Genomic DNA, 14,576 nt, shown 5'->3' with positions numbered 1-14,576 from the left:
TCAGTGGGAGAGGGGGCGGAGCGGCGGGCCTTCAGGAGCGTACTTCGAGCAGCGGGACGAACTGCTCGGCCGGGGTCATCGAGCCGTGGTTGCCGACCATGGCCGACTCCTTCGGCTCGCGCTCCGAGGCGATGAGCAGGACGTCGTCCCGGGCGGCCGCGATCACGTCGCCGAGGCGGGCGTACACGCGCTCGTCGATGTGCGGGCCGAACCAGCCCGCGGCGATCGCCTCGTCCCGCGACGCCACCCAGAACTGCTCACCGAGCACCTCTCGCCAGCAGGTCAGGACGTCACCCTCGGCGCCCGGCACGGCGTAGACATGGCGGGCACGGCCCTCGCCGCCCAGCAGGGCGACCCCGGCGCGCAGCTCCCAGTCCTCGTCGAAGTCGATGCGGTGGTCCTCGTCGAAGGGCACGTCGACCATGCCGTGGTCGGCGGTGACGTAGAGCGCGCTGCGCGGCGGGAGCTGCTCGGCGAGTCGCTGGACGAGCCGGTCGACGTACATGAGCTGGCCGCGCCAGGTGTCGGAGGAGACACCGTAGCGGTGACCGGCGCCGTCGAGTTCGGCGTAGTACGTGTAGACCAGAGAACGGTCTCCGGCCGCGAGCTGCTCGGCCGCGAAGTCCACGCGCTCCTCACCGGTGAGGCGCCCGTGGAACGTGCCGCCGCTGAGGGCGACCTTGGTGAGCGGGGTGTTCTGGAAGTGGGGTGCGGACACCTGCGCGGCGTGCACGCCGGCCGCTGCGGCCAGCTGGAAGACCGTCGGGTACGGCTGCCAGGTGTGCGGCGAGGTCCACGGCTGCCAGCGCAGCTGGTTCATCAGCTCGCCGGTGGCCGGATTGCGCACGGTGTAGCCGGGCAGGCCGTGCGCGCCCGGCGGGAGGCCGGTGCCGACGGAGGCGAGGGACGTCGCGGTGGTCGCCGGGTACCCGGCCGTGAGCGGGCGCCCCGTGCCGCCGCGCGAGCTGCCGAGGAGGCTGTACAGGTAGGGGGCCTCGTCGCGGTGGGCCTTGATCTGCTCCCAGCCGAGGCCGTCGATCAGGAAGACGCAGTTGCGGTCGGCCGGGGCCAGTTCCGCGATGGCCGCGGTCGTGCCCGGGACGCCCATGCCGGCGGCCAGCGTGGGCAGCAGGTCGGCGAGCGAGCCGGAGCCGTACTCGGGGACGGGTGCGGAGGAGACGGCGAGGGGTTCCGGGTCGTCCCAGACGGCGGGCTGAGCCATTACGCGGTCAGATCCGCGGTCGCCTCGGAGAGCGACTGGGCGAAGGCGAGGGTCTGACGCACCGTTTCCGGGCCGTCCCCGGCCTCGCTGACGCGCAGGCTGAGGTCGTCCGCAGTCGAACTGCCGGTGTAGCCGTGGTCGGCGTCGCAGTTGGGGTCGCCGCAGGCGGCGGGCTCCAGGTCGATGCGCGAGACCGCGCCCCAGCCGATCGTCAGCACGACCTCGCGCGGCAGGCTGCCCGGCGTGTACGACTCCGGGTTGGCGACCACGCGACTGAGGACGACCGATGAGATCCGGCCGAGCTTCACGGACTCGGTGGAGGTGGTGGCGTACGGCGTCGGCGAGGTGCTGTCGGCGGCCTGCTCGTCGGTGTGGCTGACGATGAAGCGGTTGCCGGTGAGGACCAGCACGGTCACATGCCGGCGCACTTCGTTCTGGTCGAACGTGGTCTCCTGGTGGACCAGGTACGACCGGATGGGCTCGCCGCCCACGGCGGCCTCCACCGCCTCGGCCACGAGGGCCGGGTAGTAGCCGCTGCGCTCGATCGCCGCACGCAGCCCCTGGGTCGTCGTACTGGTCTTGGCCATGCCCTCCATCCTACGGGGACCCACTGACTGCGAGGGACCGGTCACGGCCCCTTCAGTAGGCGGGGAGCGTCCGCGGGCCGAGGTCGCCGCGGGCGGGCGGGGGCGCCAGGCGGACGGAGGCGCCGAGAACGCTCAGGCCGTGCGGGGCGACGACGACCGGCTCCAGCGTGACCGTGACGACCTCGGGGTGGTCGTCGACCAGGCGGGACACCCTGAGCAGCAGCTCCTCCAGGGCGGGTGTGTCGACGGGCGTCGAACCGCGCCAGCCGAACAGGAGGGGTGCCGTCCGGATCGACCGGACCAGGGAGGAGGCGTCCCGGTCGGTGACCGGGATCAGCCGGTGCGCCATGTCACCGAGCAGCTGCGAGGCGGCCCCGGCGAGCCCGAAGGACAGTACGGCTCCGGCCGCGGGGTCGATGACCGCCCGGACGACGGTGTCCACCCCGCGGGGAGCCATCGCCTGGACCACGGGGCGCAGCTCCTGCGGGGTGCCGAACAGCTCGGTCAACTCGGCGTACGCCCGCCGGAGTTGCTCCTCGTCGGCCAGGTCGAGGCGGACGCCGCCCAGGTCGGCGCGGTGGCGCAGGTGGGGGGCGGTGGCCTTGAGGGCGACCGGGTAGCCGAGGGCGCCGGCGGCCTGTGCGGCCGCGTCCGGGCTGGGCGCGGGGATGGCGCGCCGGACGGGGATGCCGTACCGGCCGAGCAGGTCGCAGGTCTCGTCGGTGCCGAGGGTGAGGCCCTGCCCGCACGCCAGGAGCCTGCCGATCAGCTCGGCGGCACCCTTCTCGTCGATGTCCTCGTGCTCGGGCACCCTGCCCGGTTCGGCCGCCTCACGCCGCCACTGCGCGTACTTCACGGCCTCGGCGAGGGCGCGGACCGCACGCTCCGCGGCGGGATAGGCGGGGATGAGGTGGGCACCCTCGGGGGCCTCCGGCCGCCCGGCGGGATCGGCGGGCGGCGCTGGGGGCGTGCCGCCCGTCGTCGGAGCGGTCGCCGCGCGGCCGGGCCCGGTCGGTCCGGTGGCCGTCGCACCGGTCGCCGGTGTCCCGGTAGGGGCCGCGTCGGCCCTCGTCGCGGGCGGGGTGGTTCCGGCCTCGGTCGGCTCGGCTCCCGTCACCCCGGTGTCGCTCCCGTTGCCCGTCCCGGTGTCGGCCGCTCCCGGGTCCGGCGCCGTCGTACGCGCGCGTGGGGCCGTGCTCGTCGCGGCCGAGAGGGCTTCCGCGAGGCCGCCCAGTTCCACGTGCACCACGAGCACCGGCTTGGCGGGGCCGGCGGCCGCGGCCGAGCGCAGCGCCTGCGCCAGTTCCGCGTCGCCGGGGGACGCCTCGCCGATCGCGGGGATCGCGGTCACCACGACCGCGTCGCACGTCTCGTCGGCCAGGGCGTGGGCCAGGGCGGCGTGGAAGTCCTCCGCCGACGCCTCGGTGGTGAGGTCCAGGGGCGGCTGCGGGCGCAGGCCCTCGGAGAGACACGCGTCGTACGTCAGCAAACCCAGTGACTCGGAGTTGCCGAGGATGCTCACGCGCGGGCCTCGTGGCAGCGGCTGGCGTGCCAGCAGCAGGCCCGCGTCGACCAGTTCGGTGATGGTGTCCACACGGATCACCCCGGCCTGCCGCAGCAGGGCCGACACCGTGGCGTGGGGCAGCCGGGTGGCGCGTACGGCGTGGCCCTGGGGGGCGGAACCGGCGCCCTGGACCACCACCAGCGGCTTGGCCGCCGCCGTACGGCGCGCGAGACGGGTGAACTTGCGCGGGTTGCCGATGGACTCCAGGTACATCAGGGCGACGTCGGTGTCGGGGTCGTCGTACCAGTACTGGAGGACGTCGTTGCCGGACACGTCCGCGCGGTTGCCGGAGGAGACGAACGTCGACACACCCGTGACGCCGGTGACGCCGCCGCCGCGCCGGTGCAGCCGGGACAGCAGGGCGACGCCGATGGCGCCGGACTGGGCGAACAGGCCGATCCGGCCGGGCCGCGGCATCTGGGGGGCCAGCGATGCGTTCAGCCGTACCCGCGGAGAGGTGTTGATGAGCCCGAAGGCGTTGGGCCCGATGATCCGCATCCCGTACGCGCGCGCGTGCCGCACGAGTTCGCGCTGGCGCTCTCGACCGTCGGGGCCGCTCTCGGCGTATCCGGCGGCGAGGACCACGAGTCCTTGTACGCCGTGTTCGCCGCACTCGGCGACGACTTCGGGCACGCGTTCGGCCGGGACGGCCACGACCGCGAGGTCGACGTGCCCGTCGATGTCGCGCACCGAGCGGTGCGCGGGCACGCCGTCGAGCTTTTCGAGGCCCTCGGGGAACGCCTTGTTCACGGCGTGCAGGTCTCCGGTGAAGCCTGCTTCCCGGAGGTTGCCGAGGACGCTTCGGCCGACGCCGCCGGGGGTACGGCCGACGCCGATGACGGCGACCGATCCGGGCGCCAGCAACCGCCGTACGGAGTGGGCCTCGGCGCGCTGTTCCCGCGCACGCTGCACGGCCAGGGAGCGTGCGGTGGGTTCGAGGTCGAACTCCAGGCGGACGACGCCGTCCTCGAAGCTGCGCTTCTGTGTATAGCCGGCGTCCGTGAACACCTTGATCATCTTGTTGTTGGCGGGGAGCACCTCGGCGGCGAACCGTCGGATGCCGCGCTCGCGCGCGACGGCCGCGATGTGTTCGAGAAGGGCGGAGGCGACGCCCCGTCCCTGGTGGGCGTCCTGCACGAGGAAGGCGACCTCGGCCTCGTCGGCGGGCGCGGTGGCGGCCATGCCGTCGGCGCCGATGCGGTCATAGCGTACGGTGGCGATGAACTCGCCGCCGACCGTGGCCGCGAGTCCCACCCGGTCCACAAAGTCGTGGTGCGTGAAGCGGTGGACGTCCTTCGCGGACAGTCGCGGGTAGGGCGCGAAGAAGCGGTAGTACTTCGACTCGTCCGACACCTGCTCGTAGAAGCTGACCAGGCGCTCGGCGTCATCGACGGTGATGGGGCGGATGCGTGCGGTGCCGCCGTCGCGCAGCACCACGTCGGCCTCCCAGTGGGCGGGGTACTCGTGGCGGTCCGACGCGCTCTGCATGGGGCCCAGCGTACGGCTCGCGTACGACAACGGCGCGAGGCAGTCTGTGGTGGGACGGAGGTCGGATCGAGGCCGCGATCCGACGGCCGTAGGGGACGGGACACACGGGCCGTCCCTCCCACGCTTCACGTGTGGAACACTGGTCTAGACAACCTGAAACAGTGAAGGGCAGCATCACATGGCTGAGCGCCGCGTCAACGTCGGCTGGGCCGAGGGCCTCCACGCCCGCCCCGCCTCCATCTTCGTCCGAGCCGCCACGGCCGCAGGCGTCCCGGTGACGATCGCCAAGGCGGGCGGCAACCCCGTCAACGCGGCCTCCATGCTGGCCGTCCTCGGCCTGGGCGCCCAGGGCGGCGAGGAGATCGTCCTCGCCTCCGAGGCCGAGGGCGCGGACGCCGCTCTCGACCGGCTGGCCAAGTTGGTCGCCGAGGGTCTCGAGGAGCTGCCCGAGACCGTCTGAGCCGACTGTCGCCCACAGCAGGTACCGAGCCGCGTCGCCCGCTTCCGGGTGGCGCGGCTCCGCTGTTTCCGGCCGCTGTTTCCGGCACCGGGTGACATTTTCGGAGGCGGGCCGGAAATCATGCGCGGACCCGCGAAGAGCACGCGAGCGACACGGGAAGGGCGCGCCGCCTCAAATGCGGAGGCACGTCGGAAAAGGGCAGCGGAAACGCCCCTCCGCCGAATTGCCTTCTTTGTATACGGCCCTTGTGTTAATGCCGCAGGCCGGACATGTTTACGACGTGTTGCGAAGTCCTCACACGGTCCCGGCGGTGACCGCCCGAGAAGCGCAGCCGGTGCGCGGAGGTCGCGCGCTCGGCGTGCAGCGCCGTGACGGCCCGCGCGCGCTCTCCGTCGCCGCGCGCCACGGCGTCCACGATCGCGCCGTGCTCCGCCCAGGACTCCACGGGGCTGGTCGGCGCGTCCACCACGTACATCCAGGAAATCTTGTGGCGCAGTTGGGTGAGCGTCGAGGTCAGGGCGTGGCTGCCGGAGGCCTGTGCGAGGGTCTCGTGGAACCAGCCCCCGAGGGAGCGCAGATCCTCGCCGCTGCCCCGCCTGGCACGTTCCTGGCCCAGCCGGACGAGGCCGCGCAGCACCTTGAGATGCCCCTCGGTGCGTCGTCGGGCGGCCCGGGCGGCGCCGAGCGGTTCCAGGAGCATGCGCATGTCCAGCAGGTCGGCGGCCTCCCGCTCGGAGGGTTCGGCGACGCACGCGCCCGCGTGCCGCCGCGTGACGACGAAGCCCTCCGCCTCCAGCGTGCGCAGGGCCTCCCGGACGGGGACGCGCGAGACGCCGTAGCGGCGCGCGAGGAGTTCTTCGGTGAGGCGGCTGCCGCGCTCGTAGACACCCGCGACGATGTCGTCCCGGATGGCCGTGCACACCGAGTGCGCCGGAATACGCATGACCGACCTCCGCCTTAATCACCGTGAAACGTCGACGATTGACGTGTGCTCCGTGACTCTATTGCAATCAGCGGGAATTTCCGATGGGGGGCCGGAATCCAGGGATATTTTTTGACAGCACGTTCCGTGAAACGACGAAAGCCCCGGCCACGAGGGCCGGGGCGATCACGTTCTGCGCCGAACGTCGTCAGATGCGCACGCCGTGCTGGCGGAGGTAGGCGACCGGATCGATGTCCGAGCCGTACTCGGCGCTGGTGCGGGCCTCGAAGTGCAGATGCGGGCCGGTGACGTTGCCGGTGGCGCCGGACAGGGCGATCTGCTGGCCCGGGGCGACCTTCTGGCCCACCGAGACTCCGATGGACGAGAGGTGGCCGTACTGGGTGTACGTGCCGTCGTTCATCCGGATCACGACCTGGTTGCCGTAGGCGCCGCCCCAGCCGGCCTCGACGACGGTGCCGAGGCCCACCGCGTGCACGGGGGTGCCGGTGGAGGCGTGGAAGTCGATGCCGGTGTGGCTGCCGGAGGACCACAGGGAGCCGCCGGACCGGTAGCCGGTGGAGACGTAGGAGCCGCTGATCGGCGAGACGAAGGTGTTCAGGCGCTGGCGCTCGGCCGCGCGGGCGGCACGGACCCTGGCCTCGCGCTCCGCCTCGACCTTCGCCGCGGCCCGGGCGGCGGCCTCCCTGCGCTCGGCCTCCACCACGGCGGCCTGCTTCTGGGCGGCGGCCTGGTCGTCGATGCGCTCGGCGACGGTGTCGCCCACGGCGACGACCGGGATGAGGCCGGTCTGCTCGACGGGGGTCTCAGCGGCCAGGGCGGGGCTGGAGGCGACGGTGCCGATGACGCCGGTGGTGGTGAGCGCCGCGATGCCCGCCACGCGGGCGGTGGTGCGCTTCATCCGGCTGGGACGACGGTGCTTCCCGGTGGCGCAAGTGGACGCCATGAAGTTGAGCGGTCCTTTCCTTCCCTCTCGCCTACCGGGTTAGCTGACGGGTTCGGAGCAGGAAGGTCTCCTACGGACCCCCTCGCGCACACGCGCGGGCGTCCGATTCACCCCAGGGACTGCCTCATTGGGTCCCCGGCTCCCCTGGCTCGCGCCATGCGGGGACTCGGCGATGACTGTCCGGTGCCGCGGGCGCGGCGCACTGCCTGACGAACAGCCCGATTGAAAGTAGACGCGGGGGTCGTCAATACCCAAACGGAACGCGGCTTTTGTAGCGCATGCCACAGGGCAGACAGGCAGCCTCTCTCTCAAATCGGACATCAGGGAGCCCTGGTGACACATCCGTCAACCAGGGCTCCCTGCGCGCGCGTGGCGTCGCGGTTGCCGCTCCGCGTCGCCACATCGCGTTCCTACTCGGCGATCCCGCTTCGCGTTCCCCCTTCGCCTTGCTACTCGGCGGGGACGACCTTCACCTCACCGATGCCGAGGGCCTCGACCGGCGCCTTGATCGCGGCCGCGTCGCCGACCAGGACCGTCACCAGGCGGTCCACCGGGAAGGCGCTCACGACCGCCGCGGTGGCCTCGACGGTGCCGGTCGCGGCGAGCTGCTGGTACAGCGTCGCCTGGTAGTCGTCCGGCAGATGCTGCTCGACCTGGTCGGCGAGCGTGCCCGCGACGGCGGCGGCCGTCTCGTACTTCAGGGGTGCCACACCGACGAGGTTCTGCACGGCGACGTCACGTTCGGCGTCGGTCAGGCCGCCCTCGGCGAGGGTGCGCAGCACCTTCCACAGGTCCTCCAGGGCGGGACCGGTGTTGGGGGTGTCGACGGAGCCGCTGATGGCGAGCATCGCGGCGCCCGAACCGTCCGGCGCGGACCTGAGGACCTGGCCGAAGGCGCGCACGCCGTAGGTGTAGCCCTTCTCCTCGCGCAGGACGCGGTCCAGCCGGGAGGTGAGAGTGCCGCCGAGGCAGTACGTGCCGAGCACCTGCGCGGGCCACACGCGCGCGTGCCGGTCGGCGCCGATGCGGCCGATCAGCAGTTGCGTCTGGACGGCGCCGGGGCGGTCCACGATGACGACCCGTCCGGTGTCGTCGGCGGTCACCGGCGGCACCGGACTCGGCTGGGCCGTGGAGCCCGTCCAGGCGCCGAGGGTCTCGCCGAGGAGCGCGTCGAGGTCGAGCCCGGTGAGGTCGCCGACGACGACGGCGGTGGCCGTGGCGGGACGGACGTGCTTCTCGTAGAAGGCGCGTACGGCGGCGGAGTCGATCTTCTCGACTGTCTCCGCGGTGCCCTGGCGCGGCCGCGACATGCGCGCGGTCGCCGGGAACAGTTCCTTGGAGAGTTCCTTGGCGGCGCGCCGGGAGGGGTTGGCCAGCTCGTGCGGGATCTCGTCCAGGCGGTTGCGGACGAGGCGCTCGACCTCGCTGTCGGCGAACGCCGGCGCCCGCAGGGCATCCGCGACGAGGCCGAGGGCCTTGGCCAGGCGGGAGGCCGGGACCTCCAGGCTGAGGCGGACGCCGGGGTGGTCGGCGTGCGCGTCGAGGGTGGCGCCGCAGCGCTCCAGCTCGGCGGCGAACTCCTCGGCGGAGTGCTTGTCGGTGCCCTCGGAGAAGGCCCGCGCCATGATCGTGGCGACGCCGTCGAGACCGGCCGGCTCGGCGTCCAGGGGCGCGTCGAGAATGACCTCGACGGCGACTACCTGCTGGCCGGGGCGGTGACAGTGCAGGACGGTCAGGCCGTTGTCGAGCATGCCGCGCGCGGGTGCCGGGAACGCCCAGGGCCTGGCTTCGCCCGCGCGGGGCTGGGGGTGGAAGTCCATCGCGGCGAGCTCGGTCACTGGGCCGCCTCCTCGTTCTCGTCCTCGTCGGCGGTGTTCTCGGTGGGCTCGGTGGGCTCGTAGACCAGTACGGCGCGGTTGTCGGGGCGCAGGCGGGCCTTGGCGACCTCCTTGACCTCCTCCGCGGTGACGTCCAGTACTCGCTGGACCGCGGTCAGGGCGAGCTGCGGGTCACCGAACAGGACGGCGTACCGGCACAGTTCGTCGGCGCGGCCGGCGACCGTGCCGAGACGGTCCAGCCACTCGCGCTCCAACTGGGCCTGGGCGCGTTCCATCTCCTCGTCCGTGGGGCCTTCCTCGGCGAACCGGGCCAGCTCCTCGTCGATGGCCGCCTCGATGACGGGCACCTCGACGTCACCGGACGTCTTGACGTCCAGCCAGCCCAGGGAGGGCGCGCCGGCCAGGCGCAGCAGGCCGAAGCCGGCCGCCACCGCCGTACGGTCGCGGCGGACCAGGCGGTTGTAGAGGCGGGAGGACTCGCCGCCGCCGAGCACGGTGAGCGCCAGGTCGACCGCGTCGCACGCGCGTGTGCCGTCCTGCGGCAGGCGGTAGGCGGCCATCAGGGCACGGGCCGGGACCTCCTCCTCGACGACCTCGCGCAGCTGCTCGCCGATGACGTCGGGCAGGGAGCCGTCACGGGGCTGGGGCTTGCCGTCGTGGGCGGGGATGGAGCCGAAGTACTTCTCGATCCAGGCGAGCGTCTGCTCCGGGTCGATGTCGCCGACCACCGACAGGACAGCGTTGTTGGGCGCGTAGTACGTGCGGAAGAACGCGCGCGCGTCCTCCAGCGTCGCGGCGTCCAGGTCGGCCATCGAGCCGATCGGCGTGTGGTGGTACGGGTGGCCCTCGGGGTAGGCGAGAGCGGTCAGCTTCTCGAACGCCGTGCCGTAGGGGACGTTGTCGTAGCGCTGGCGGCGTTCGTTCTTGACGACGTCGCGCTGGTTCTCCATCGACTCGTCGTCCAGGGCGGCCAGCAGCGATCCCATGCGGTCCGCCTCCAGCCAGAGGGCCAGCTCCAGCTGGTGGGTGGGCATGGTCTCGAAGTAGTTGGTGCGCTCGAAGCTGGTCGTGCCGTTGAGCGAGCCGCCCGCGCCCTGGACCAGCTCGAAGTGACCGTTGCCCTCGACCTGGGCGGAGCCCTGGAACATCAGGTGCTCGAAAAGGTGAGCAAGGCCGGTACGGCCCTTGACTTCGTGGCGCGAGCCGACGTCGTACCAGAGACACACCGCTGCGACGGGGGTCAGGTGGTCCTCGGAGAGCACCACGCGCAGGCCGTTGGCCAGGCGGTGCTCGCTCGCTGTCAGGCCCCCGGAGCCTGCCTGGGCTGTGGCCGTGTGACCCATGGGCATGTACGTCCTTCCGATCGCGGACGCGGTCGTCGAAACCGCGCTTTTCCTGCCGGTCCTGCCACTGTATGCAAGCGTGCGGAGCGGCGGCGAAGTTCCCGGGCGGCGTACGCCGAGAGCGAGATCGCGTAGCCTGCGGGCAGCCGTGGACGAGGTGCCTCTCCGGCCGGTCCGGTCGCCGACGCCCGGGCCCTGGGACGCACTGTCAGTGTCACGGTCCACAATGGTCCGCGTAGATCCCGTCACACGCCTCAGCAAGAGTGAGCCGAAGGGCGCGTGCCCACACCGACGTGAGCGCCCCGCAGGCGAGCGACCAGGAAACAGGAGGAGCCGGCAGCGATGGCCCGCCGCAGCACGAAGACCCCGCCGCCCGACGACTCGTACGAGGAGCGGATCCTCGACATCGACGTCGTCGACGAGATGCAGGGCTCCTTCCTCGAGTACGCGTACTCGGTCATCTACTCCCGCGCCCTGCCGGACGCCCGTGACGGCCTCAAGCCCGTCCACCGCCGCATCGTCTACCAGATGAACGAGATGGGCCTGCGCCCCGACCGCGGATACGTGAAGTGCGCGCGGGTGGTCGGCGAGGTCATGGGCAAGCTGCACCCGCACGGCGACGCGTCGATCTACGACGCCCTGGTGCGCATGGCCCAGCCGTTCTCCATGCGCCTGCCCCTGGTCGACGGCCACGGCAACTTCGGCTCGCTGGGCAACGACGACCCGCCGGCCGCCATGAGGTACACCGAGTGCCGGCAGGCCGCGGCTACGAGCCTGATGACCGAGTCCATCGACGAGGACACGGTCGACTTCACCCCGAACTACGACGGCCAGGAGCGGGAGCCGGTGGCGCTGCCCGCCGCCTTCCCGAACCTGCTGGTCAACGGTGCCTCGGGCATCGCGGTCGGCATGGCCACGAACATGCCGCCGCACAACCTGGGCGAGGTCGTCTCGGCTGCCCGCCACCTGATCCGGTTCCCGAACGCGGATCTGGACACGCTGATGAAGCACGTCCCGGGCCCGGACCTGCCCACCGGCGGCCGGATCGTCGGCCTCTCCGGGATCAGGGACGCCTACGAGACGGGCCGCGGCACGTTCAAGATCCGCGCCACGGTGTCGGTGGAGACCGTGACGGCCCGCCGCAAGGGCCTAGTCGTCACCGAACTGCCCTTCGCCGTCGGACCCGAGAAGGTCATCGCCAAGATCAAGGACCTGGTCGGCTCGAAGCGGATCCAGGGCATCGCCGACGTCAAGGACCTCACCGACCGCGAGCACGGACTGCGCCTGGTCATCGAGATCAAGAACGGCTTCGTGCCCGAGGCGGTCCTGGAGCAGCTGTACAAGCTGACGCCCATGGAGGAGTCCTTCGGCATCAACAACGTGGCGCTGGTGGACGGCCAGCCGCTCACGCTGGGCCTGAAGGAACTGCTCGAGGTCTACCTCGACCACCGCTTCGAGGTCGTCCGGCGGCGCAGCGAGTTCCGCCGGACCAAGCGCCGCGACCGCCTGCACCTGGTCGAGGGCCTGCTCACTGCTCTCGTCGACATCGACGAGGTCATCCGTCTGATCCGCTCCAGCGACAACAGCGCGCAGGCCAAGGAGCGCCTGATCGAGCGCTTCTCCCTGTCGGAGATCCAGACCCAGTACATCCTCGACACGCCGCTGCGCCGGCTGACCAGGTTCGACCGGATCGAACTGGAGGCGGAGAAGGAGAGGCTCAACGAGGAGATCGCCGAGCTGACCCGGATCCTGGAGTCGGACGCAGAGCTGCGCAAGCTGGTCTCGGCCGAACTGGCCGTGGTCGCCAAGAAATTCGGTACCGAGCGTCGTACCGTCCTGCTGGAGTCGGCGGGCACGCCGGCCTCCACCGTGCCGCTCCAGGTCGCCGACGACCCGTGCCGGGTGCTGCTCTCGTCGACGGGTCTGGTGGCCCGTACGGCGAACGGCGAGCCCTTCACGCAGGACGCGGACGCCCGCCGGACCAAGCACGACGTGATCGTGTCGGCCGTGCCGGCCACCGCGCGCGGGGAGATCGGCGCGGTCACGTCGACGGGCCGACTGCTGCGGATCAACGTCGTCGACCTGCCGCAGCTGCCGGACACGGCGTCGGCACCGAATCTCTCGGGCGGCGCCCCGCTGGTGGAGTTCGTCTCCCTGGAGGGTGACGAGACGGTGGTCTGCCTCAGCACGCTCGACGAGTCCTCCCCCGGCATCGCGCTCGGCACCGAGCAGGGCGTCGTCAAGCGGGTGGTGCCCGACTATCCGGCCAACAAGGACGAGCTGGGGGTCATCGCCCTCAAGGAGGGCGACCGGATCGTCGGCGCGGTCGAGCTGCGTACCGGTGACGAGGACCTGGTCTTCGTCACGGACGACGCCCAGCTGCTGCGCTACCAGGCCTCGCAGGTCCGCCCGCAGGGCCGCCCGGCGGGCGGTATGACGGGCATCAAGCTCACCGCGGGCGCGAAGGTGATCTCCTTCACGGCCGTGGACCCGGCGGCTGACGCGGTGGTCTTCACGGTCGCGGGTTCTCGCGGCACCCTGGACGACTCCGTCCAGACGACCGCCAAGCTGACCCCGTTCGACCAGTACCCGCGCAAGGGGCGAGCGACCGGCGGCGTGCGCTGCCAGCGGTTCCTGAAGGGTGAGGACTGCCTGTCCCTGGCCTGGGCGGGTCCAGTCCCGGCACGGGCCGCGCAGAAGAACGGCACGCCGGTCGACCTGCCGGAGATCGACCCGCGACGGGACGGCTCGGGCGTGTCGCTGGGCAAGCCGGTGTCGGTGGTGGCCGGCCCGGTCTAAGCCTCCACCAGGGCTTCCTCGTCTGTCTGCTCCTCGGGATCCCGTACGTAACGGAGGACGCCCCACATGCCGCGCTCGTCGGCGTGCGGGGCGTCGTTCTCGCACGCCTCCAGTTCCTTGGCGAGGGCGGCGGCGTCGATGCCGGAGCCGATGAGGACGAGCTGGGTGCGGTGCTCCTCGGCGGGACCCCAGGGCTCCGGGTAGAAGCGCAGGAAACGCCCGACGGCGTGCACGGCATAGCGGTTGACGGGGTCGTACGGCCCGAAGTCGACGTACCCCTTGATGCGGTACAGCCCCTCGGGCCGGCTGTCGAGGAAGGGCATCAACCGGCGCGGGTCCAACGGGACTTCGGAGACGAAGGACAGGCTGTCGTAGGTCGTGTGCAGGTGGCCGAGGTGATCGCCGTGCCCCTCGTGCCCGTAGTGGCCGTCCTGTCCGTCATGGCCGGTACGGCTGTCGCCGTCCTGTCGGTGCAGGTCGTCGAAGGAGAGCTGTCCGACGCGCTCCTCGTCCGGCCGGCAGTCGAAGAGGAACTCGGGATCGATGCGGCCGTAGGTGGCGGGTACGACGGCGGCCCGGTCGGTGAGGGAGCGGACGAGGCCGAGGACGCCGTCGGCGTCGGGCGTCCGGTCGAGCTTGTTCACCACGACGAGGTCGGCGAGGGCGAGGTGCCGGTCGATCTCCGGGTGCCGGTCGCGGGTCTCGTCGAACTCGGCGGCGTCGACGACCTCGACGAGCCCGCCGTACACGATGCCCGGATGCTCGCTGGCGAGGACCATCCGGACGAGTTCCCTCGGCTCGGCGAGCCCGCTGGCCTCGATCACGATGACGTCGATGCCGGCGGCGGGGCGCGCGAGGCGTTCCAGGTAGACGTCCAGCTCGCTCGCGTCGACGGCGCAGCACAGGCAGCCGTTGCCGAGGGAGACGGTGGAGTCGCCGAGCGCGCCCGCCACGGCCATGGCGTCGATCTCGATGGAGCCGAAGTCATTCACGATCGCGCCGATACGGCTGCCTCCGCTGCGGTGGAGGAGGTGGTTGAGCAGGGTCGTTTTGCCGGAACCCAGGAATCCGGCGAGTACGACGACCGGGATCTGACCCTGCTGCGGAGTGCGGCTCTGCGTCAACGTGCGACCTCTCTGACACCTACGCGCGCACCGGCTCGCGGCCCGACGCACGGTCCAGGACTGAATGCGCAGCCAGGATACGAGCCGGAGGAATCACCGCGAAGTGAACGATCGCCGGCAGCGCCTGCCGGCAGACGCTGGGCAAGGAGCCGCGGTGTGCGGCCCTCACTTCCCTCGGTGCGCCCCTCTCTCCGCCTCCCCCCGCCGATCGGAGCCGCTCGGCAGTCCGGGAGACGGCGAGGGCCGCCCAGCGCTCGCCGGTCCC

10 protein-coding genes and 1 riboswitch are annotated in these 14,576 nt (G+C 71.8%); of the genes, 2 read left to right on the top strand and 8 right to left on the bottom strand.

The window, feature by feature from the left end; genetic code table 11:
* Positions 1-31: 31 nt before the first annotated feature.
* From ACZ5Y0_RS16055 to ACZ5Y0_RS16045, 3 genes are read right to left on the bottom strand one after another with little or no spacing between them, the layout of a single operon-like run.
* The gene (locus ACZ5Y0_RS16055; RefSeq protein ID WP_469129277.1) at positions 32-1,222 is read right to left on the bottom strand and encodes an alkaline phosphatase family protein; all 1,191 of its coding nucleotides are present in this window, start codon (positions 1,220-1,222) and stop codon (positions 32-34) included.
* Complete coding sequence (locus ACZ5Y0_RS16050) at positions 1,222-1,818, bottom strand: DUF5998 family protein (protein WP_469129276.1); 597 nt, start codon at positions 1,816-1,818, stop codon at positions 1,222-1,224. The genes ACZ5Y0_RS16055 and ACZ5Y0_RS16050 overlap by 1 nt, the downstream gene beginning before the upstream one ends.
* 43 nt (positions 1,819-1,861) lie before the next feature.
* Positions 1,862-4,861 (bottom strand): bifunctional acetate--CoA ligase family protein/GNAT family N-acetyltransferase, encoded by a 3,000-nt coding sequence (locus tag ACZ5Y0_RS16045; protein ID WP_469129275.1) that lies wholly within the window; start codon positions 4,859-4,861, stop codon positions 1,862-1,864.
* Between the two features lie 178 nt (positions 4,862-5,039).
* On the opposite strand from ACZ5Y0_RS16045, the gene ACZ5Y0_RS16040 reads away from it, so the two are divergent.
* Complete coding sequence (locus ACZ5Y0_RS16040) at positions 5,040-5,321, top strand: HPr family phosphocarrier protein (RefSeq protein WP_073492738.1); 282 nt, start codon at positions 5,040-5,042, stop codon at positions 5,319-5,321.
* 250 nt (positions 5,322-5,571) lie between these two features.
* On the opposite strand, the gene ACZ5Y0_RS16035 is transcribed toward ACZ5Y0_RS16040, so the two are convergent.
* The 4 genes from ACZ5Y0_RS16035 to ACZ5Y0_RS16020 form a co-directional block, all read right to left on the bottom strand.
* Positions 5,572-6,264 (bottom strand): GntR family transcriptional regulator, encoded by a 693-nt coding sequence (locus tag ACZ5Y0_RS16035; RefSeq protein ID WP_469129274.1) that lies wholly within the window; start codon positions 6,262-6,264, stop codon positions 5,572-5,574.
* A 187-nt stretch (positions 6,265-6,451) separates the two neighbouring features.
* Positions 6,452-7,207: a M23 family metallopeptidase gene (locus ACZ5Y0_RS16030; RefSeq protein WP_469129273.1), complete on the bottom strand. Its 756-nt coding sequence runs from the start codon at positions 7,205-7,207 to the stop codon at positions 6,452-6,454.
* 13 nt (positions 7,208-7,220) lie between these two features.
* Positions 7,221-7,389: riboswitch (cyclic di-AMP (ydaO/yuaA leader) on the bottom strand.
* A gap of 267 nt (positions 7,390-7,656) precedes the next feature.
* The gene (locus ACZ5Y0_RS16025; protein WP_469129272.1) at positions 7,657-9,045 is read right to left on the bottom strand and encodes a M16 family metallopeptidase; all 1,389 of its coding nucleotides are present in this window, start codon (positions 9,043-9,045) and stop codon (positions 7,657-7,659) included.
* Positions 9,042-10,394, bottom strand: coding sequence for a M16 family metallopeptidase (locus tag ACZ5Y0_RS16020; RefSeq protein WP_469129271.1), 1,353 nt, complete (start codon positions 10,392-10,394; stop codon positions 9,042-9,044). The genes ACZ5Y0_RS16025 and ACZ5Y0_RS16020 overlap by 4 nt, the downstream gene beginning before the upstream one ends.
* A gap of 336 nt (positions 10,395-10,730) precedes the next feature.
* Here ACZ5Y0_RS16020 and ACZ5Y0_RS16015 point away from each other — a divergent pair, with 336 nt between their 5' ends.
* Entirely contained in the window at positions 10,731-13,187 is a 2,457-nt protein-coding gene (locus ACZ5Y0_RS16015) for a DNA gyrase/topoisomerase IV subunit A (RefSeq protein ID WP_469129270.1), read from the top strand.
* On the opposite strand, the gene ACZ5Y0_RS16010 is transcribed toward ACZ5Y0_RS16015, so the two are convergent.
* Positions 13,184-14,311, bottom strand: a complete 1,128-nt coding sequence (locus ACZ5Y0_RS16010; protein WP_469129269.1) for a CobW family GTP-binding protein — start codon at positions 14,309-14,311, stop codon at positions 13,184-13,186. The genes ACZ5Y0_RS16015 and ACZ5Y0_RS16010 overlap by 4 nt on opposite strands.
* Between the last annotated feature and the right edge of the window lie 265 nt (positions 14,312-14,576).

It is taken from the genome of Streptomyces sp. NPDC033216, from assembly GCF_055577115.1.
The sequence above is the reverse complement of the archived record's forward strand: the minus strand, read 5'-3'. Positions and strand labels throughout refer to the sequence as shown.